Source organism: Streptomyces sp. SCSIO ZS0520 (assembly GCF_025643355.1).
GTDB classification, from domain to species: Bacteria; Actinomycetota; Actinomycetes; order Streptomycetales; family Streptomycetaceae; genus Streptomyces; species Streptomyces physcomitrii.
Genome location: NZ_CP092644.1, coordinates 1,993,844 through 2,013,423, shown reverse-complemented (window position 1 = coordinate 2,013,423; position 19,580 = coordinate 1,993,844). Strand labels below are relative to the sequence as shown.

The 19,580-nt window shown below is 72.9% G+C and carries 15 protein-coding genes; 9 read left to right on the top strand and 6 right to left on the bottom strand.

Annotated elements, in window-relative coordinates; all coding sequences use genetic code 11:
• Nucleotides 1–245: 245 nt before the first annotated feature.
• Nucleotides 246–2,516, bottom strand: a complete 2,271-nt coding sequence (glgX, locus tag MID12_RS07220; protein WP_263165506.1) for a glycogen debranching protein GlgX — start codon at nucleotides 2,514–2,516, stop codon at nucleotides 246–248.
• Nucleotides 2,517–2,873: 357 nt separating this feature from the next.
• Here glgX and MID12_RS07215 point away from each other — a divergent pair, with 357 nt between their 5' ends.
• The 7 genes from MID12_RS07215 to MID12_RS07185 all read left to right on the top strand — a co-directional run bounded on the left by MID12_RS07215 (nucleotide 2,874) and on the right by MID12_RS07185 (nucleotide 9,519).
• Nucleotides 2,874–4,121 carry an Ig-like domain-containing protein gene (locus MID12_RS07215; RefSeq protein ID WP_397915674.1) on the top strand — a complete coding sequence of 416 codons (1,248 nt, stop codon included), beginning with the start codon at nucleotides 2,874–2,876 and terminating at the stop codon, nucleotides 4,119–4,121.
• A gap of 185 nt (nucleotides 4,122–4,306) precedes the next feature.
• The gene (locus tag MID12_RS07210) at nucleotides 4,307–5,074 is read left to right on the top strand and encodes an enoyl-CoA hydratase/isomerase family protein (protein WP_040248104.1); all 768 of its coding nucleotides are present in this window, start codon (nucleotides 4,307–4,309) and stop codon (nucleotides 5,072–5,074) included.
• Nucleotides 5,075–5,423: 349 nt separating this feature from the next.
• Nucleotides 5,424–5,915: an ATP-binding protein gene (locus MID12_RS07205; protein WP_040248102.1), complete on the top strand. Its 492-nt coding sequence runs from the start codon at nucleotides 5,424–5,426 to the stop codon at nucleotides 5,913–5,915.
• Between the two features lie 423 nt (nucleotides 5,916–6,338).
• Entirely contained in the window at nucleotides 6,339–7,166 is an 828-nt protein-coding gene (locus MID12_RS07200; protein ID WP_263165505.1) for a polysaccharide deacetylase family protein, read from the top strand.
• Nucleotides 7,166–8,374 (top strand): YncE family protein, encoded by a 1,209-nt coding sequence (locus MID12_RS07195; protein WP_263165504.1) that lies wholly within the window; start codon nucleotides 7,166–7,168, stop codon nucleotides 8,372–8,374. The genes MID12_RS07200 and MID12_RS07195 overlap by 1 nt, the downstream gene beginning before the upstream one ends.
• Nucleotides 8,375–8,557: 183 nt before the next feature.
• Nucleotides 8,558–9,151, top strand: a complete 594-nt coding sequence (locus MID12_RS07190) for an ADP-ribosyltransferase (RefSeq protein WP_263165503.1) — start codon at nucleotides 8,558–8,560, stop codon at nucleotides 9,149–9,151.
• A 152-nt stretch (nucleotides 9,152–9,303) separates the two neighbouring features.
• On the top strand, nucleotides 9,304–9,519 hold the full coding sequence (locus MID12_RS07185; protein ID WP_107071284.1) for an EF-hand domain-containing protein: 216 nt from the start codon (nucleotides 9,304–9,306) through the stop codon (nucleotides 9,517–9,519).
• 129 nt (nucleotides 9,520–9,648) lie between these two features.
• On the opposite strand, the gene MID12_RS07180 is transcribed toward MID12_RS07185, so the two are convergent.
• Nucleotides 9,649–10,203 (bottom strand): GH25 family lysozyme, encoded by a 555-nt coding sequence (locus MID12_RS07180; RefSeq protein ID WP_040248094.1) that lies wholly within the window; start codon nucleotides 10,201–10,203, stop codon nucleotides 9,649–9,651.
• A gap of 327 nt (nucleotides 10,204–10,530) precedes the next feature.
• Here MID12_RS07180 and MID12_RS07175 point away from each other — a divergent pair, with 327 nt between their 5' ends.
• Together MID12_RS07175 and MID12_RS07170 are read left to right on the top strand one after the other, a co-directional pair.
• Nucleotides 10,531–10,833, top strand: a complete 303-nt coding sequence (locus MID12_RS07175; protein ID WP_263165501.1) for a hypothetical protein — start codon at nucleotides 10,531–10,533, stop codon at nucleotides 10,831–10,833.
• 240 nt (nucleotides 10,834–11,073) lie between these two features.
• Nucleotides 11,074–12,549, top strand: coding sequence for an aminopeptidase P family protein (locus MID12_RS07170; RefSeq protein WP_263165500.1), 1,476 nt, complete (start codon nucleotides 11,074–11,076; stop codon nucleotides 12,547–12,549).
• Nucleotides 12,550–12,604: 55 nt separating this feature from the next.
• Here the strand turns inward: MID12_RS07170 and MID12_RS07165 are convergent, their stop codons facing one another.
• The 4 genes from MID12_RS07165 to MID12_RS07150 form a co-directional block, all read right to left on the bottom strand.
• The gene (locus MID12_RS07165) at nucleotides 12,605–13,297 is read right to left on the bottom strand and encodes a GntR family transcriptional regulator (protein WP_040248085.1); all 693 of its coding nucleotides are present in this window, start codon (nucleotides 13,295–13,297) and stop codon (nucleotides 12,605–12,607) included.
• 303 nt (nucleotides 13,298–13,600) lie between these two features.
• Nucleotides 13,601–15,850, bottom strand: coding sequence for an RICIN domain-containing protein (locus MID12_RS07160; protein ID WP_263165499.1), 2,250 nt, complete (start codon nucleotides 15,848–15,850; stop codon nucleotides 13,601–13,603).
• Between the two features lie 272 nt (nucleotides 15,851–16,122).
• A complete protein-coding gene (locus MID12_RS07155; RefSeq protein WP_263165498.1) occupies nucleotides 16,123–17,409 on the bottom strand; it encodes a low temperature requirement protein A in 1,287 nt (428 codons plus the stop codon).
• Between the two features lie 100 nt (nucleotides 17,410–17,509).
• Entirely contained in the window at nucleotides 17,510–19,411 is a 1,902-nt protein-coding gene (locus MID12_RS07150; RefSeq protein ID WP_263165497.1) for a serine/threonine-protein kinase, read from the bottom strand.
• Nucleotides 19,412–19,580: the final 169 nt, after the last annotated feature.

Below are 19,580 nucleotides of genomic sequence, written 5' to 3'. Positions count from 1 at the left end.
TATGGGTACGCGAACAGGCGCAATACCGCGGATGGGGTGCCTGGGATCCAGGAGGCGGTACGCCGACTCCCGCGGGCGGCGGCGGAGTTGGCCGGTTAGCGGGAGCGGGCGGGGCCGACCGGCGGCGGGCGCGGCGGCGGGCGCGGCGGTCCCGGGCCTACCGGTGCCGCCCGTCAGCCGAGGGCCCTCGGACGGCCGACCTTCTCTCAGCAGCCCTCGGACCGCAGCCCTCGATCAGCAGCCCCTCAGGACGCCACCTTCAGGAGGAGTACGGACCGGGGCCGCACCGTCACCATCGCGTTCCCCTTGTGTACGGTGCCCGGCGCCGCCGACTGCTCCTCGCGGGAGGTGTCCACCACGACCTCGTAGCGCCGGGCCCAGGGTGCCCCGGGCAGCACGAAGTCGAGTGGGCCCGCGCCCGCGTGCAGGACGACCAGGAAGCTCTCGTCGGTGACCCGCTCGCCGCGCTCGTCGCGGCCGGGGATCTCGCCGCCGGAGAGGTACATGCCGAGGCTGCCGGTCGGGGCGTACCAGTCCTGTTCGGTCATCTCGGTGCCGCGGGCGGTGAACCAGGCCAGGTCGCGCAGCCCGTCCGCGTCCTGGGCGCGGCCGGAGAAGAAGGCGCGGCGGCGCAGCACCGGATGCCGGTGGCGCAGTGCGATCAGACGGGCGGTGAGCGCGAACAGCTCGCGCCAGTGCGGGTCTTCGAGGACCGTCCAGTCCACCCAGCCGGTCTCGTTGTCCTGGCAGTAGGCGTTGTTGTTGCCGTGCTGGGTGCGGCCCATCTCGTCGCCCGCGACCAGCATCGGCACCCCGGTGGACAGCAGCAGGGTGGTCAGCAGATTGCGCAGCTGGCGCCGGCGCAGCGCGGTGATCTCCGGGTCCGCGCTCTCGCCCTCGGTGCCGCAGTTCCAGGAGCGGTTGTCGTCGGTGCCGTCGCGGTTGCCCTCGCCGTTGGCCTCGTTGTGCTTGGACTCGTAGGAGACCAGGTCGCGCAGGGTGAAACCGTCGTGCGCGGTGACGAAGTTGACCGAGGCCTGCGGGCGGCGCCCGCTCCAGGCGTAGAGGTCGCTGGAGCCGGAGAGCCGGTACCCGAGGTCCCGTACGTCCGGCAGCGCGCCCCGCCAGAAGTCGCGCACCGCGTCCCGGTAGCGGTCGTTCCACTCGGTCCACAGCGGCGGGAAGGCGCCGACCTGGTAGCCGCCCGCGCCGATGTCCCAGGGCTCGGCGATGAGTTTGACCCGGCGCAGCACCGGGTCCTGGGCGATCACCGCGAGGAAGGGCGAGAGCATGTCGACGTCGTGGAAGGAGCGGGCGAGCGCCGCTGCGAGGTCGAAGCGGAAGCCGTCCACGCCCATCTCGGTGACCCAGTAGCGCAGCGAGTCGGTGAGCAGCCGCAGCACCTGCGGCTGGACCACGTGCAGGGTGTTGCCGCAGCCGGTGTAGTCGGCGTAGCGGCGCGGGTCGCCCTCCAGGCGGTAGTAGCCGCGGTTGTCGATGCCCTTGAGGGAGAGCGTCGGGCCGAACTCGCCCGCCTCCGCGGTGTGGTTGTAGACCACGTCGAGGATCACCTCGATGCCCGCCTCGTGCAGCGCGTGCACCATCCGCCGGAACTCGCCGACCTGCTGGCCCGCGGTGCCGGTGGCCGCGTAGCCCGCGTGCGGGGCGAAGTAGCCGATCGAGTTGTAGCCCCAGTGGTTGCGCAGCCCGCGCCGCAGCAGATGGTCCTCGTGCGCGAACTGGTGTACCGGCAGCAGCTCCACCGCCGTCACCCCGAGCCGCCGCAGATGGTCCAGGGCGGCCGGGTGGGCGAGCCCGGCGTAGGTGCCGCGCAGCTCCGCGGGCACCCCCGGGTGCCGCTGGGTGAAGCCGCGCACGTGCAGCTCGTACAGGACGGTGTCCGCCCAGGGCGTCTTGGGGCGGCGGTCGTCCAGCCACTCGTCGTGCTCGGCGGCGCCCGCCTCGTCGTGCACCACCACGCCCTTGGGGACGTACGGGGCCGAGTCCCGGTCGTCGCGCACGGTGTCGGCGACCTGCTGCTGCGGCCAGTCGCGGACGTGGCCGTAGACCTCCGGGGGCCGCCCGAAATCGGCGAAGTCGCCGTCCACCGCCCGCGCGTAGGGGTCGAGCAGCAGCTTCGCCGGGTTCCAGCGGGCCCCGGTCCAGGGGTCCCAGCGGCCGTGCACCCGGTAGCCGTAGCGGCGGCCCGGCAGCACCCCGGGCAGGAAGCCGTGCCAGATCTCGTGGGTCTGCTCGGTCAGCGGGCAGCGGGTCTCGGTGCCGTCCTCCTCGAAGAGGCACAGCTCGACGGCTTCGGCGCCGCCCGCCCACAGCGCGAAGTTGGTGCCGGACCGCCCGTCGGGGCCGGTACGGAAGCGGGCGCCGAGCGGGTTGGGCGCGCCCGGCCACACGGGCGGCGGGGCGATCCGCTCGCGGCGTCCGGGGGCGGCCCCCGGCTCGGGGCGCGCGACCCGGCGGAAGGCGCCCGCCGTCTCCTGCTCTGCTGCGCTCGACACTGGCTGGCCTCCCGCGGCTCGGTGCGCGCGGCGCCGGGCGGGTGACCCGGCCCGCCCGGCGCCCAGGGGCCCGTCCCGCCGCCGGATCGCGGCGAAAGACCCTCTTCCTCCCCACAGTTCTGCCCCGCGCGGGGCCTCCGCTCACGTGCGGGCGAACCCCGGGGCCGGGCGGCCCCGGCAGCGGAGGGGCATCTTCCCCCCGGCCTGCGCGGCATCCCGTGGAGGTTGGGACGGAACGGTGACAAACGCGGGGAGTTCTCGGGATCCGGGCTGTGGTTAATTAACAGCGGCGCGGCGGGGAACGCGCCAGGAAAGAGGGCGGTCCGGCCAGGCCGCTGGCGAGGGGAGGGTGGCATCGTGGAAGCCACAACGGCAGCGGTCGGTGCTCCGGTTGCGCGGGGGCGCGCGCGAGGGCGGCGTACGAAGGCGCTCGGGGCCCTGTTCGCGGGAGCCGCGCTGGTGCTCGTGACGGCCTGCGGCGGAGGCGACTCGGGCGGCAGCGGCGACGGCAAGGGCGGCGGATCCGACAAGGCGGACAACGCGCCCTCGCAGGCGGTGGTGACCATATCGCCGAAGGACGGCGCCGGGGACGTGGCCACGGACGGCGCCCTCAAGGTCAGCGCCGAGCAGGGCAAGCTGACCGAGGTCGTGGTCGAGGACGGCAAGGGCAACGAGGTCGAGGGCAAGATCGCCGGGGACGGGGCCAACTGGACGCCCGTACGGCATCTCGCGGCCTCGACCAAGTACCGGGTGCACGCCGTCGCCAAGGACTCCTCGGGCCGCGAGTCCGCGAAGGAGGCCACCTTCACCACGCTCAGCCCCGAGAACACCTTCGTCGGCATCTTCACCCCCGAGGACGGATCCAAGGTCGGCGTCGGCATGCCCTTCTCGGTGCACTTCACCCGGGGCATCACCGACCCGGCGGCCGTGGAGAAGGCCATCGAGATCAAGACCGAGCCCGAAGTGCCCGTGGAGGGCCACTGGTTCGGCAACGACCGCCTCGACTTCCGGCCCGAGAAGTACTGGGAGGCCGGTACCAAGGTCAGCGTGAAGCTCAACCTCGACGGCGTCGAGGGCCGCCCGGGCGTCTACGGCGAGCAGGTCAAGACGGTCAACTTCGAGATCGGCCGCAGCCAGGTCTCGGTCGTCGACGCCAAGACCCACAAGATGAAGGTCGAGCGGGACGGCAAGCTGATCCGGACCATCCCGATCACCGCCGGTGCCCCGGCCACCACCACGTACAACGGGCAGATGGTCATCAGCGAGAAGCTCAAGGTGACCCGGATGAACGGCGACACGGTCGGCTTCGGCGGCGAGTACGACATCAAGGACGTGCCGCACGCCATGCGCCTGTCCACCTCGGGCACCTTCATCCACGGCAACTACTGGGCGCCGAACGCCCCGGGCAACGAGAACGTCAGCCACGGCTGCGTCGGCCTGAAGGACGTCCGCGGCGCGGGCGACAAGAAGCAGCCCGCCGCCTGGTTCTTCGACAACTCCCTCCTCGGTGACGTGGTCGTGGTGAAGAACTCCAAGGACAAGCAGATCCAGCCGGACAACGGCCTCAACGGCTGGAACATGTCCTGGGAGAAGTGGAAGGCCTGACCGGGTCGCGCCGGGCGTCCGGGGTGCCGGGCGTCCGGACGCCGGGGAGTGGTGGTCCCTGGGACCGGTCATCCCTGGGACTGGTGGTCCCTGGATGAGCGGTCCCGGGGACCCGCGAGTCCAGGACCGGCAGTGCCAAGGCTCCGCCGGTCCGCCGGTTCGGGCCGGGCAGTAACGTGCCCCGTATGACTGTGCATCTTGAGGTTGCCGAGGGCGTCGGCACCATCCGTCTGGACCGTCCGCCGATGAACGCGCTGGACATCGCCACCCAGGACCGGCTCAAGGAACTCGCCGAGGAGGCCACCCGCCGCGACGACGTGCGCGCGGTGGTCCTCTACGGCGGGGAGAAGGTGTTCGCGGCGGGCGCGGACATCAAGGAGATGCAGAACATGGACCACCCGGCCATGGTCGAGCGCTCCCGTGCCCTGCAGGACTCCTTCACCGCCGTCGCGCGCATCCCCAAGCCGGTCGTCGCCGCGGTCACCGGATACGCGCTGGGCGGCGGCTGCGAGCTGGCCCTCTGCGCCGACTACCGCATCGCGGGGGAGCGGGCCAAGCTCGGCCAGCCCGAGATCCTGCTCGGCCTCATCCCCGGCGCGGGCGGCACCCAGCGGCTCTCCCGCCTGATCGGCCCCTCCAAGGCCAAGGACCTGATCTTCACCGGCCGCCAGGTGAAGGCCGAGGAGGCCCTCACCCTCGGCCTGGTCGACCGCGTCGTCCCGGACGCCGAGGTCTACGAGCAGGCGCACGCCTGGGCCGCCCGGCTCGCCCAGGGTCCGGCGCTGGCGCTGCGGGCCGCGAAGGAGTCCGTGGACGTGGGCCTGGAGAGCGACATCGACACCGGGCTCGCCGTCGAACGCACCTGGTTCGCCGGTCTGTTCGCCACCGAGGACCGCGAGCGCGGCATGCGCAGCTTCGTCGAGGAGGGCCCCGGCAAGGCCAAGTTCCGCTGAGGCGTCGGGGGTTCGGCCGCCGCCGCCCGCGGACGGCGGCCGGGCTGCCCGGGCACGGAGACCGGGGTCGGCGCGAGGGGCCGGAAAGCGCCCTCGCGCGGCTCGTTCGATGCGCTCGCGGGAGTTCCCCCCTGGGGGCGGATTGAACTCTTTGAGGAGGGTTCACGTTCTTGGTCCCTGACTCCTGTTCAACTTCCCGTCTGCTCGTCCTTGCAGCTCAGAGGGGTTGTGCGCCGGTGATTACTGCCAGAGGCATATGACTCAGGGAAAGCCGCCGATCGCGGAGGGTGGCGGAGTGAATACCGGATAACGCCTCCGGGCGGCCTTTGTGGCGGCCATGATGGGCTCCATGGCGGGCCTGGAGGGTGTCGAGCAGCCGCGGGGGACCGCGGCGCGATGGTCGCCTGCCGTCGAGGACGAACGCGCGCTGAAAGCCCTGGAAACCTACGGGAATCCGGCCGAGGCGGAGGTCTCGCTGCCCTCGCGCCCGGAGTCCGCCGCTGTCGCCCGCCGCCTCGCCCAACTCGTCGTCCTGCGGCAGTGGGCGCTCACCCCCCGGCATGCCGAGGACACCGTGCACCTCGTCTCGGAACTCGTCGGCAACGCCGTCCGCCACACCGGCGCCCGCGGCTTCGGGCTGCGCATGGTGCGCCGCCGGGGCTGGCTCCGCGTCGAGGTCCGCGACCCCTCGCGCGGGCTGCCCTGCCTGATGCCGGTGCAGAGCCTCGACCTCTCCGGCCGCGGCCTCTTCCTCGTCGACCGGCTCTCGGACCGCTGGGGCGTCGACCTGCTGCCCCGCGGCAAGACCACCTGGTTCGAGATCCGCGTCCTCGAACGCTGAACCCCGTACTCCCACCCGCCCGGCCGACGGCAAGAACGCCCGCCCGGCGGCAAGAACACAGAGGCCCCCGGTGCCGAGCGAATCGGCTCACGGGGGCTTCTGCGGAGCGCCGGGGATCCTCGGGGGCTGAGATCCTCGGCGGCTGTCGACGACCTGGCCCGGGTCAATGGGGGTCGTTGGCTACGACTATGGCAGGGGTCGCCGCACAATTCAAAGCCGCGAAAGCGGCATAGCGTGCCAAATGCGGCATACGGAAGGTGAATCCATGGTGATGTGAGCCACGGTCCTGTAATAGGGTGGGTGAATTTGAGCTTCCGCAGAGCTTTGGCAGGCGTCGTCTCGGTGTCCGGATGGGTCGGCGATGGCGACCCGGCAGGCAGTCAACCGGGCAAATCATCGGCTTCTGCGCACAACCCCCCTTAAATGGGGCGAGTGACCACGATCGATCGCCGTACCACCCTGCGGATGAGCGCCGCGGGCGCCCTCGCCCCGCTCGCCGCCGGATGCGGGAGCACCGGAGCGGACGGCCCCGGCGCGTCCGCCCGTACGGCCCCGCCCGGAACCGGCGGCGCCTCCGCGACCCCCTCGCCCGGTGCCTTTGCGCGGGCCCGGCACCACGCCCCGGCGCCGGGGCCCCGCCGCTTCCCCGGGCTCCCCGAGCAGATCGAGCGCGGCCCCGCCGGGCGTCCGCGGATCGCGCTCACCTTCCACGGGCAGGGGGCACCCGCGACGGCCCGCGCCCTGCTCGCCGAGGCCGAGCGCGCCGGCGCCCGGATCACCGTCCTGGCCGTCGGGACCTGGCTGGACGAGTACCCCGCGCTCGCCCGCCGCGTCCTCGACGGCGGCCACGAGCTGGGCAACCACACCCAGCGCCATCTCGACATCAACGCCCTGCCCCGAACCGAGGCCCGCGCCGAGATCGCGGACTGCGCCCGGCGGCTGCGGCGGCTCACCGGCGCGCCCGGCACCTGGTTCCGCCCCTCCCGCACCCGCCGCGCCTCGCCCCTGGTGGCCGCGCTCGCCCGCGCCGAGGGGTACCCGCACGTCCTGTCCTACGGCGTGGACTCGCTCGACCACACCTCGCCGGGCCCGGCCGCGGTGGTCCGCACCGTCGCCGCCCGGGCGGCCCCCGGCGCGGTGGTGAGCCTGCACTTCGGCCACCCCGGCACGGTCGCCGCCCTGCCCGCCCTCCTCGACGAACTCGCCCGCCGCGGCCTCAAGGCCGTGACCACCACGGAGCTGCTGAGCTGATGCCCCCTCGCCCCGCCGTCACCCGGCGCCCCCTGACCCGGCGCACCGGCGCCCTGCTCGCCTGTGCCGCCCTCGCCGTCCTCGCCGGATGCGGCGGCGGCTCCGGCGGCGGTGAGCCCGCGAAGAAGGGCTCCGGCAGCCCCGGCGCCGCCCGGGCGGCGACGTCGCGGGCCGAGCGCGCGCTGCCCGGCATGCCGCCGGTGACCGACCCGCGGGACCTGTACGCCGCCGACCGCCCCGGCAGACTCTCGCCGGTGGTCAAGGACTTCCCCTCCCGGGTGTACGTCCCCAACACCAACTCCGACACGGTCTCCGTGATCGATCCGAAGACGTACAAGGTGATCAGGACCATCCGGGTCGGCGCGCAGCCCCAGCACGTGGTGCCCTCCTGGGACCTCAAGACACTCTGGGTCAACAACGACAAGGGCAACAGCCTGACCCCGATCGACCCCCGCACCGGCAAGGCGGGCAAGCCGGTGGACGTGCACGACCCGTACAACCTGTACTTCACCCCGGACGGCAAGTACGCCATCGTGATGGCCTCGCTCGACCGGGAACTCGTCTTCCGCGACGCGCACACCATGGAGCGCAAGCGGACCGAGCCGGTCAGCTGCTACGGCGTCAACCACGCCGACTTCTCCCGCGACGGCCGCTACTTCATCGTCTCCTGCGAGTTCTCCGGCGAACTCCTCAAGGTCGACACCGCCCGGATGAAGGTGGTCGCCCGGCAGAAGCTCCCCTTCGAGGGCGCCATGCCGCAGGACGTGAAGATCTCGCCGGACGGCAAGACCTTCTACATCGCCGACATGATGGCCGACGGGGTGTGGGTGCTCGACGGCGCGAAGTTCAGCCAGCCCGAGCTGCTCAAGACCGGCAAGGGCGCACACGGGCTGTACGTCAGCAGGGACTCGCGGCAGATGTACGTCTCCAACCGCGGCGAGGGCACCATCTCCGTCTTCGAGTTCGCCAAGGGCGAGGTGGCCACCAAGTGGCGCCTGCCGGACGGCGGCAGCCCCGACATGGGCGGCGTCTCGGCCGACGGCAAGGTCCTCTGGCTCTCCGGCCGCTACGACGAGGAGGTGTACGCGATCGACACCCGCACCGGCAAGCAGCTCGCCCGCATCCCGGTCGGCAGCGGCCCGCACGGACTCGCCGTCTACCCGCAGCCGGGCCGCTACTCGCTCGGCCACACCGGCGTCTTCCGCTGACGGCCGGCGGCTGAGGTCACGGGCGGGCCCACCGCGGCCGGAGCGGACCGCGCAGGTCCGCTCGTCGTCTCATCTCCTCATCTCCCCGGCGTCAACCGGCGTCCGGGGGGCGGAACTTGGGGACACGCCGACCGGAGGGTGAAGGTCCCGCCTCCGGCGCCCGCGCGCCCCGATCCTTCCGGCATGATCACACCTCGTATCCGGCGGCGCGCAGCCGCCGTCGTGTTCGCCTTCGCCGCGCTCCTCGCGGGACCGGCGATCGCCACCTCGACCTCCCCCGCGGCCGCCGCCGCCCCGGCCTGCCCCCAGGTCTACGACCCGCTGACCCCGGCCGCCGACCGCAGCGTGGACGTCGGGCGCATCACCCCCGAGCCCACCTGGCGCACCAGCTGCGAGACCCTCTACCGCGCCGACGGCCGCGCCCCGGAGATCGTCTTCGAGGAGGGCTTCCGGCCCAAGGCGCCGCTGGACGGCCAGTACGACGTCGAGAAGTACGTCCTCGTCAACCAGCCCTCGCCGTACGTCTCCACGACCTACGACCACGACCTGTACAAGCAGTGGAAGAGCGGCTTCCACTACTACATCGACGCCCCCGGCGGCATCGACGTCAACAAGACCATCGGCGACACCCACCGCTGGGCGGACCAGCGCGAGGTGGCCTTCCCCGGCGGCATCGCCCGCGAGTACATCCTCGGTGTCTGCCCGGTCGACCGGCAGACCAAGACCGAGATCATGGACGAGTGCCGCAGCAACCCGCACTACGCCTCCTGGCGCTGAGCGCCCCGCACCGGTGAATCCGGCGGATCCGCCGGGCACCCGCCGCGCCCCGGGTACCACTTGGGACACAGCCGCGGCGGGCGCCCGGCGGGCTCCGTTCGCGTACGGATAATCTGACCCCGTCATTTATGCAGCAAGAAGGGGCGGATTCGGTGACGAGCATCGAGGAAGCACGCAAGGCGTTCGAGCGCTACGACGCGGACGGCGACGGCTACATCACCGCGGCCGAGTACAAGAGCGCCATGGCGCAGCTCGGGGACTTCCGCGTCACCGAGTCCGTGGCGGAGAGCATCATCGCCTCCAAGGACGCCAACGGGGACAAGGTGCTGTCCTTCGACGAGTTCTGGGCGAGCCTCAACAAGGCCTGACCCGCCGTCCGCCCAGTGGCCCGGCCGCCCGCGAGGGCGCCGGGCCGCTCGGCGTTCCGGGGCCGCGTCCGGCCCCCGGCGGGCGGGCAAGCGCCCCCGGGCCCGGCGCCCCGGGCGGACGCCCCCGGCTCAGCGCTGGGCCCACTCCCGCAGCGTCTCCTTGCTGCGGAAGTCGCCGGCGTTCTTGTCGAGCGGGGTGTCCGTGTACTGGTGGAAGGCCCAGTCGGCCTTGATCCGCGGCTTGCCGGCCGTCACGTAGTCGGCGATCCACAGCCCGTCGCCCGCGTACGAGGTGGTGTCCCGGTTGAGCCAGAACTCCCGGTTGCAGTACAGGAGCACCTTGTTGTGCGGGCGCAGCCGGCGGACCTCCTTGATGAACTGGTCCTTCTCCGCGTTGCTGGCGTAGGTCCCGCTGCCGGTCATCTCCCAGTCGCAGGCGAGGAAGTCACCCGCCTTCTCCGGGGTCTTGCCGACGAAGTACTCGGCCTGCGCCTTGATGTTGCCGGGCCACAGGAAGTGGTAGAAGCCGAGGAGGCAGCCCGCGTCCCGGGCGGTCTTCGTCTGTCCGGCCAGCCTGGGATTGATGTAGGAACGGCCCTCGGTCGACTTGATGAAGACGAACGAGAGTCCCTTGGTGCTGTAGTCGGTCGGCTGATGGCTGCTGACATCGACCCCGTAGATCATCCTGCCCTCCGCGAACTCGGCTTCTTTCCCCGTTACTTGGGGTGTTCCCAGCGACGCGCGAGCCCACCCCCGGCGAGCCGTAACCGTGCCGTCACAGGGGCACCGCGGGTCACGGGACCCCGCGCGGACCATGGCGGACCGGGGGAGCGGGCACGCCTTCCGGTCACGTACCGAACACACCTCGCAATCCCCGGGCCGCTGCGCCGCCCCCGTACGGCCGCCCTCCGGCGCGGCGACCGGGCCTTGCTTTGCCGGTGCGGGCCGCCTGTGCCAGCCTCGACAAGGGGCGACAAACCAGAACTTTCGGACCCATGGAGTTGACCCACGGTGACCACAGCAGCGGAACACCCGACCCACCCCGGGCACGAGCACACCCACGGCGAGGGCTGCGGCCATGTCGCCGTGCCGCACGACGGCCATGTCGACTACGCCCACGACGGGCACCTGCACCGCGGCCACGACGGCCATGTGGACGAGTGCGAGCGCGGCGCCCACCAGGAGCACCGCGGTCACGACCACGCGCACGGCGAGGGCTGCGGCCATGTCGCGGTCCCGCACGGCGACCACGTGGACTATGTGCACGACGGCCACCGGCACGCCGCCCACGACGGCCACTGGGACGACCACTAGGGCCCGTCCGGGATCGCCCCGGCTCCGTCCGGGATCGGCCCGGCCCCGTCCGGGGCCGCGGGGCGAGCCCTTCCGTACGTTCGCAGGCGGCCCGGTGCCGAGGAGCAGCAGCGCTCCTCGGCACCGGGCCGCCTGTCCCTTTCCCGCCTCCGTGGCGGTCTATAGCATGTGACATTGCACTGTGACTGCTGTTCCGCCGCGCCCCCCACCGGGAGCGGCGGCCATGCGAGGAGGCATGACGTGACGGACGAGCGCACCCCCGCCGGATCCGCGACCGCGGCGGCCGGCCGGGCTCCGGTCGCCGGAAACCGCAAGAACCGGATCTACCCGGAGGTCTCACCGGAGTTGGCCGAGCTGATGGCCTCCGGCTGGGCCGACACCGAACTGCGCGACGTCGCCCCGCTGCCGCAGGCCGGGCACACCGCCCGCCGCCGCGCGGCGCTGTCCGCCCGCTACCCCGGCGAGCGCCTCGTCGTCCCGGCCGGAAACCTCAAGGTCCGCTCCAACGACTGCGATTACCCCTTCCGGGCCGCCAGCGAGTACGTGCACCTGACCGGCGACCAGACCTTCGACGGCGTCCTCGTACTGAAGCCCGCCGAGGACGGCGGCCACCGGGCCCACCTCTACCTGCCGCCCCGCTCCAGCCGCGAGAACGGCGAGTTCTGGCTCGACTCCGCCCGGGGCGAACTCTGGACCGGCCGCCGGCACAGCCTGGACGAGGCCGCCATGCTGTACGAACTGCCCTGCCGGGACATCGGCACCCTCGGCGAGGACCTCGCCCGCGGGGAGGAGCCGGTGCGCGTGGTCCGCGGCTACGACGCCGGGGTGGAGGCGGCCCTCGGCGGCCGGACCACCGCCGAACGGGACGAGGAGCTGCGGGAGTTCCTCTCCGAACTGCGCCTGGTCAAGGACGACTTCGAGATCGGCGAGCTCCAGAAGGCCTGCGACTCCACCGTCCGCGGCTTCGAGGACGTGGTGCGGGTGCTCGACAAGGCGCAGGCCACCTCGGAGCGCTACCTCGAAGGCACCTTCTTCCTGCGTGCCCGGGTCGAGGGCAACGACGTCGGCTACGGCTCCATCTGCGCCGCCGGACCGCACGCCACGATCATGCACTGGGTCCGCAACGACGGCCCGGTCCGCGAGGGCGAGCTGCTGCTCCTCGACGCCGGGGTGGAGACCCGCACCCTCTACACCGCCGACGTCACCCGCACCCTCCCGGTCAGCGGCCGCTTCACCCCGCTCCAGCGCACCCTCTACGAGGCGGTGTACGAGGCGCAGCAGGCCGGTATCGACGCCGTCAGGCCCGGTGCCGCCTACCGCGACTTCCACGAGGCGGCGCAGCGCTTCCTCGCCGGGAAGCTGGTGGAGTGGGGGATCGTCGAGGGCCCCGTGGAGCGGGTGTACCGGCTCGGGCTGCAGCGCCGCTGGACGCTCGCCGGCACCGGCCACATGCTCGGCCTCGACGTCCACGACTGCGCCGAGGCGCGGACCGAGGCCTATGTGGACTGCACCCTGGAGCCCGGCATGGTGCTCACCGTGGAGCCCGGCCTCTACTTCCAGGCGGACGACCTGACGGTGCCCGAGGAGTACCGGGGCATCGGGATCCGTATCGAGGACGACATCCTGGTCACCGAGGACGGCAACCGGAACCTCTCGGGCGCCCTGCCCCGCCGCGCCGAGGAGGTCGAGGCCTGGATGGCGGCGCTCAAGGGCTGAAGTGCCGTGCCCGCGACGGGGGTTGCGGCAGGAGTACCGGTACGGGCGGGGCGGCTCAGACGCCCGCCCGGTCCCGGGGGCCCTGCTCGTCCGCCCACAGCGAGCGCACATGGCCGAGGTGGCGGGTCATGCACTCCCGGGTGCCGTCGAGGTCGCGGGCCAGCATCAGGTCGAGGAGTTCGCGGTGCTCCTCGGCCGAGGGGAGCAGTTCGCCGCGCTCGTCGAGCACGCGGAGCCCGTACAGGCGGGAGCGCTTGCGCAGTTCGCCGACGGTCTCCACCAGGCGGTCGTTGCCGCCGAGGGCGAGCAGCGAGAGATGGAAGCGGCGGTCCGCCTCCAGGTACCGGATCAGGTCGTGGTCGCGGGCCGCCGCCACGATCTCCTCGGCGACCGGTCGCAGCGCCTCCAGTTGCTCGCGGGCGGCGGAGGCGGCGATCGCGCAGACCGTGGGGATCTCGATCAGGGCGCGGATCTCGGTGTACTGGTCGAGGTCGCGCTCGTCGACCTCGGTGACCCGGAAGCCCTTGTTGCGCACCGGTTCGACCAGGCCCTCGCGCGCCAGGTCGAGCATGGCCTCGCGGACCGGGGTGGCGGAGATCCCGAAGTCCTCGGCGAGCACCGGCGCGGAGTACACCTGGCCGGGCCGCAGTTCGCCGGAGATCAGCGCGGCCCGGAGCGCGTGGGCGACCTGGTCGCGCAGCCGCTCCCTGCCGGAGCCGAGGTCGTGCTGCTGCTTCAGGTGGCCCATCGCCGTGGCGTTCCCTTCGTGCCCGTCCGCGGGTGCCCCAGGATATCGCCCGGGCTCCGGCGTCCGGCCTCCCGCGCCCGGCCTCCCGCGCTCGCTCGTCCCACCGGTGCCCGGCCGGTGGACCGGAGCGGCCGGACGCCCGGCCGCCGGACCGGAGGAGGACGGACCGGAGGACGCCGGACCGGAGGACGGCGGACCGGTACGCCCCGGTCCCGCCCCACCCCGCGGAAGCGCCGGACCCCCGGGACCTCCGCCCGGCGGCCCGGCGCTCGGCCGGAGGGATGAACTCCCGTGCTCGGCAGCTCAGTCGAGCTTCCACCGCTGGAGTGCGGAGGTGCTGCCGGCCCGCTGGGTCACCAGGGCGCCGTCCGCCCCGGAGGCCGTGGTGAGCAGCAGCCCGCTGTGCACCGAGGTCAGCGTGTAGCCGCCGTCCGCCTGGCGCGCGGCACGCCAGCGCTGGTTGGCGCCGCCGGTGCAGGTCCACTGGATCACCTTGGCGCCCGCGGCGGCGGAACCGCCGTCCACATCGGCGCAGAGCCCGGACTCGGCGCCGGTGAGCGTGTACGCGCCGTCGGACTGCCGGGCGAACTTCCACTTCTGGTTCTCGCCGCCGCCCGCCGCGTAGGTGGTGAGCTGGGTGCCGGGCGACTTGCTGTGCCCGGGGACGTCCAGGGCCTTGCCGCCGACGGCCAGGGTGCGGGTGCCGTTCAGCGAGCCGGACCCCGGCACCGGGCTCAGCTCCAGGGTCTGCTCGGCGGCCGTACGCGCCCCGCCGACGCCGCTGCCCGAGGTGTCGGTCCAGGTGCGTACCGGGGTGGTCTCGGCGAGCCGCCCCGCCTCGCCGGAGAGGCCGAGGACCAGCCCGCTGTAGCGGTTCACCAGGCGGTACGTCCCGGTGCCGCCGCCCTCGGCGGAGGTCCCGGGGAGCACGAACCACTGCTGGCCGACGGCGGGACCGCCCGACCCGGCCGCCGTGGCGGTGGGCTCGGTGCCCCAGGCCCGGGTGCCCGGCGAGGCGGAGGCGACGCCGAGCAGCTTCCCGGTCGAGGAGTTGGCGATGCGGTACGAGCCGTCGCCGTTGGCGGTGAACTCCCAGGCGTCCAGGCCGGATCCGGTAGCCGCGGCCAGCGAGGTGGTGGCGCTCCCGCCGGACTCCTGGGCGAGGACCCGGCCGCCGCCGCCCGCGATGCGGTAGGTGCCGCCGGACTCCACCGGCGAAGCGGTCTCCGCGGAGTCGACACGGAGGTCGACGTACTCGCCGGAGGAGTCGCCCGAGCAGCCGAAGGAGCAGTACGAGCGGAAGTCCCGGCCGACGATCGAGGAGCTCGTCCGGTTCGCCCCGTCGAGGAACCACCGGTACCAGGAGGCGTTGGTGTGGCTCCCGGTGTCGCCGATCAGCTCCCACTTCTGGGTGGCGAGGTCCCGGGTGGCGTAGAGCTGCTGCGGCGCCTTGCCGCTCTGGTCGACGGCCTGCGGCTCACCGAGGTACAGGCCCAGATGCGCGTTGTACGTGATGTCCATGACGAACAGCGGAGAGGTGCCCGGCATCTTGCCCGCCGCGACCTGCTCGTCGACCGTGCCCTCGGTCGCCGGGTCGTACTCGCCGGACGGGGGCGTGTACCCGGTGCCGCTCCCGGAGCCGACCGGCACCATATTGCTCTCCCGGCCGCCCACTCCGGGCTCCTGCCAGGCCCCGTCGTACCACTTCTGCCAGGAGTCGGGCCGCATCTTCTGCGCGATGGGGGCGCGGGCCACATGGGCGTGGAAGGCCTTCCAGCCGCCGCCCTTCTCCACGATCCGGGAGCCGTAGTAGACGTAGAAGTAGCCGGAGGCGGCGTCCACGTACAGCCGCGGGTCGCCGTCGCCGTAGTGGTAGGTCTGCTCGGGGAAGGCCGCCTCGTCGCCGCGCTCGGTGCTGTACGGCGAGGTCAGCACGTGGTCCTCGATCTTCCAGGTCCTGCCCTGGTCCTTCGAGACGGCGTAGTCGATCGCGTCGTAGTGCAGTCCGTCGCCGAAGGGCTGCGGGGTGAACTCGTTGTGCACCAGGCCGTACCAGTCCCCGGTGTCCGGGTCCACCCACACCCCGGCCAGGTCGCAGTAGTTGCGCTGGGAGTAGTTCGAGCCGGAGGGGGCCTTGGTGGACTCCTTGCCGGTCGGGCTGTTGTCGCAGCGCCAGGTGGTGTCGTTGTTGCGGTCCGCGGAGTTGGCGGGATTCACCGCGTCGCTGATCGCGGCGGAGCGGGTGGCGCTGTCGAAGTCGGTGCCGGTGAAGAAGTCCCACGTGCGGGAGTCCGAGGCCGAGTAGAGCGCGTGGGCCTGCTGGTAGTAGAAGGTGCCGTCCTTGTCGATATAGGTACCGGCCGGGGTGTCGTCGGGATGGGTCCAGGAGCCCTTCGCCCCGACGGACACGGTGTACGAGGCCTTGGCCGCGGCGGGTTCGGCGGGCGCGGGCGGTGCCGCGGCGGCCGGGGCCGTCACCGCGGCGCCGCCCGCGGTCACCGCGAGGGCCGCGGCGGCGAACGCGCCGGCCCATCTTCTTCGGGGAGCTGACACGGGGGACTCCTCGTCTTCGGGGGGCTTCGGGGGCTTCGGGGCCCGCGCGCCGCTGCCGCGGGCGGACGGACCCCGGCAAGGCCGGGCCGGTCCGGGCGGACCCGCGGGCGGTCCGGATCCCACGGCCCGCTGTCCGGATCCTTACGGCAGAGTGCACCCGCCGCCCGGCCGCGGACATGGACGCAGCGGCGGCAACACTTGGACTTTGGGTGACGCGGGGGTGCCCGGGCGGTGCGGGGAGCGGGGGCGGACGAGGAGGTGTCCCGTCGCGGTCAGCGGGCCCCCGACGCCAGGTCGTCGAGCATCTGCCGCTGGTGCCGGTGGCCGATCGTCTCGTAGCCGATCACGGTGGCGAACGGGGCGAGCATCACCACGAGCAGGCAGACCGCGAGCGCCACCCCGGCGGCGGCGAGGAGCACCGCCGCGGCGAGGACCGCGAGGGTGAGCGAGATGAGGAGCAGGTGGAAGCGGTCCGCCGCGGAGAGCAGCAGGGTGTGCAGGAGGTAGATCATCAGCAGATAGAGGCCGACCGGGAGGGCGAGCGAGAGGACGACTGCGGTCTCGCCGATCTCCGTGTGGTGCTCCAGGTACAGGCCGGCCACGTGCAGTCCCGCCCCGGCGCCGGCCACCCCGATGAACAGCGGGATGTGCCCGTACCCGAAGAGGTAGCCGCGGGCGCGGCGGTGGACCAGGATGTCGCCGAAGGGGGTGCTGAAGTACACCCACCACATGCCGAAGGTCAGCCCGACCCCGGCGACGACGACCGCGACGGCGTTCCGCGTCCAGTGCGTCCCGTCGCCGCCGCCGAGCAGATCGCCGGAGGAGGCGACGGTGCCGACCACGCCCTCGCCGAGGGTGATGAGGGCGAACAGGCCGTACCGCTCGGCGACATGGTGCGGATGCCAGGGCGTCCCGCCCGCGCCGCCCTGGGTGAGCACCGGCAGCCCCAGCTCCAGGAGCCCGAGCGCGCCGATGGCGGCGAACACGGCGGCCGAGGGCAGGTCCACGAAGCCGACCACCACCCACCCGGCCTGGGCGAGCACGGTCCAGCGGATCCCGGCCATCCCCACGTCGTGGAAGGGCGGCGACTCCCGGGCCGCCCGCCACCACTGGAGCACCATCGCGATCCGCATCACGACATAGCCGATCACCATGGCCCGCAGTTCGAGGTGCTCGCCCTCGGCCACCGAGTGGAACATCGCCGGGATGCCGAGCGAGAAGACGACGACGCCGATCATCTGCAGCATCGTCAGGGCGCGGTAGAGCCAGTCGTCGGTGGCGAAGGCGGAGGAGAACCAGCTGAAGCTGATCCACGCCACACTGATCGCGAACATCGCGAGCACGAAGGCGGCGATCGCCTCCCCGGTGTGCTTCTCGGCCACCAGGTCCGCGAATTGCGCCGCCGCGGTGCCGACCGCGACCACGAAGGTCAGGTCGAAGAGCAGTTCCAGGGGCGAGGCGGAGCGCCCGGGTTCGTCCGGGTCCCGCCCGGTCATCGGCACCAGCCGGTGCGACAGCTTGCCCCGGTGCCCGGCACCGGCATGTTCCCTATGGCTCATGCGGAGCATGATGCCGGATGGAAGCGGAGGCTCCGCTCGGCGGCGCGGGGCCTTTCGGGAAGGCGGGATGCGGAGGAAGGCGGAACGCGCCCGGACCGCCTCAGGCGGAGGAGAGCGACTCGGCGGCCGACTTCGCCAGGTCCTTGCCGACCTTGCAGGGGTCGACCTTCTCGGGGGCCCGCTGGACGGTGAACGCCACCCGCTCGGTGCCGCGTCTCTGGCCCTCGCCCAGATAGGTGCGGTGGACCAGCTCGACGTGGCAGGACCGGGGGCCCTCGCGGTCCGGTTCGACGAAGGCCGTGTGTCCGCGGTACCTGACCTCGTCGATGCCTGGGCGCCGCGGCGACTTGCCCTGGTCGAACTGGAGGTCCACCTCCATGTCGCTGGTGGACTTCCACTGGCAGGCCCAGTCCCCGAACCCGGCCTCCGGCTCCCCGACGCTGACCCCGGGGTCCTTCTCCAGCACCTGCTGGTCGAGCAGCACGCAGGCGTCCATGAGGGCCAGCGAGCGGTCGTCGAAGTCCGCCTTCCGCCGCGGGACCCCGCCGTCGTCGAGCACCCCGGCCGCGAAGTCGGTGGCGATACCGGCGGTCTCGCACAGCTCCTGCCTGAGCTTCTCGGGCTCTCGCGCCACCGCGGTGATCCGCACGCTGCCCTCCTCGGACGACTCGGTCACCTTCAGGACCCGCTCGCACTCGCTGCTGGTCTCGGCGAGTTCCACCACGGTGACCCCGCCCTCGGTCCGCCGCCGCTCCTGCTCCGGCAGCCCCTCCTCGTCGAACTCCACCCGGATGTCCACCACATCCTCCCCGTGCGTCTGGAGCCGGAGGTCGCAGCGGTTGAAGTTGCCCTGGTCGCGGTCCGGGAGAGCCTCCTCGTACGCGTCGAAGCCCCGCACCTCCAACAGCCCGCAGGGGTCGGCCGTCCGGTGGTCCCCGAGGAAGGCGGCGGCGCCGGGCGGCCTGCCGGTGGTCGGGGCGGCCCCGTCCTCCTGCGCCTCCTTGCCGTCACCGTTCAGCATCAGCAGCAGCGGTACGGCGACGGCGAGCGCCGCGGCCACGGCGGTACCGGCGGCGAGGAGCGGCCGCCGCCGGAGGGGCGCGGTCCGGCTCCACGCCCCGGTCGGCCGCGCCGGGCCCGCTGACGCGGTCGTGGTGAACGGCCGTGTGGCCGGGGCGAGTTGCAGGGTGTCGAGCTCGCGCCGGTGGTCCTCGGCGAGTGCCCGGGGCCCGCCCGTGAGCTCCGTGAGCGAGCCCTGTGCCGCGGCCGCGGAGGGCCGGGCCCCCGGGTCGCGCTGCAGCATCGCGGTGAGCACCCCCGTGAGCGGCCCGAGTTGGGGGCTGAGCGTCTCCAGGCGCACCGCGTGCCCGGGGCCGCGCAGCGGCGGGGTCCCGGTGATCAGCTGGTACAGGGTGACGCCGAGCGAGAACACGTCGGAGGCGCGCTCCGGGGCGCCGCGTATCGCCTCGGGGGCGGCGAAGGCGGGGGTGAGGCTGAGCGGCCCGTTGGGGGTGATCGTGGTGTGCGAGTCCACCCGGAGCGCGGCGCCGAAGTCCGCCAGCTTCGCCGTACGGTCCTCGGTGATCACGATGTTGCCGGGCTTGACGTCGCAGTGCACCAGGCCCTTGGCGTGCAGGGCGGCCAGCGCGCCCGCGATCTGCGCGCCGATGCCCCCGGCGAGCCGCGGGGTCAGCTTCAGCGGGACGTCCAGACTGCCGCCCTGCACATGCTCCAGGACCAGCCAGAAGGCGGCCCGCTCGTCCTTGCCGGTGCGGACCGCGTCGTAGAGCGTCACCACGTGCGGATGGCTGAACTTCGCCAGTGCGCGGGCCTCGGCGAGCATCTGGTCGAAGCTGCCGGGACCGGTGTCCCCCAGCCGGGCGCGCTTGAGGACGACGGGGCGGCCGAGCTCCGTGTCGACGGCGAACCAGACGGCTCCCTGGCCGCCTTCGACCGGCCCGCTCGTGAGCCGGTACTTGCCGACCCTCTCCCCCCGACGCACAGCCGCACTCCCCTCGACGAAAGACCGGAACCCGCCTCGGCACCCCCGGAACGCGGACCGAATGTACTGCGTACCGCCGAGCGCACTCCCCGTATCCGGCCCATTTGCTGCCGTCCTCGGCGGCGGCTCCCGGGACAACGTCTCAATCCGTCGAGTACCTGGCCGAAAC

What these genes read in the sequence shown, in the direction of transcription:
- MID12_RS07210 (WP_040248104.1), top strand. Translation starts at nt 4,307, where the DNA reads ATGACTGTGCATCTTGAGGTTGCCGAGGGCGTCGGCACCATCCGTCTG.
- MID12_RS07205 (WP_040248102.1), top strand. Translation starts at nt 5,424, where the DNA reads ATGGCGGGCCTGGAGGGTGTCGAGCAGCCGCGGGGGACCGCGGCGCGA.
- MID12_RS07200 (WP_263165505.1), top strand. Translation starts at nt 6,339, where the DNA reads ATGGGGCGAGTGACCACGATCGATCGCCGTACCACCCTGCGGATGAGC.
- MID12_RS07195 (WP_263165504.1), top strand. Translation starts at nt 7,166, where the DNA reads ATGCCCCCTCGCCCCGCCGTCACCCGGCGCCCCCTGACCCGGCGCACC.
- MID12_RS07190 (WP_263165503.1), top strand. Translation starts at nt 8,558, where the DNA reads ATGATCACACCTCGTATCCGGCGGCGCGCAGCCGCCGTCGTGTTCGCC.
- MID12_RS07180 (WP_040248094.1), bottom strand. Translation starts at nt 10,203, where the DNA reads ATGATCTACGGGGTCGATGTCAGCAGCCATCAGCCGACCGACTACAGC.
- MID12_RS07165 (WP_040248085.1), bottom strand. Translation starts at nt 13,297, where the DNA reads ATGGGCCACCTGAAGCAGCAGCACGACCTCGGCTCCGGCAGGGAGCGG.
- MID12_RS07155 (WP_263165498.1), bottom strand. Translation starts at nt 17,409, where the DNA reads ATGAGCCATAGGGAACATGCCGGTGCCGGGCACCGGGGCAAGCTGTCG.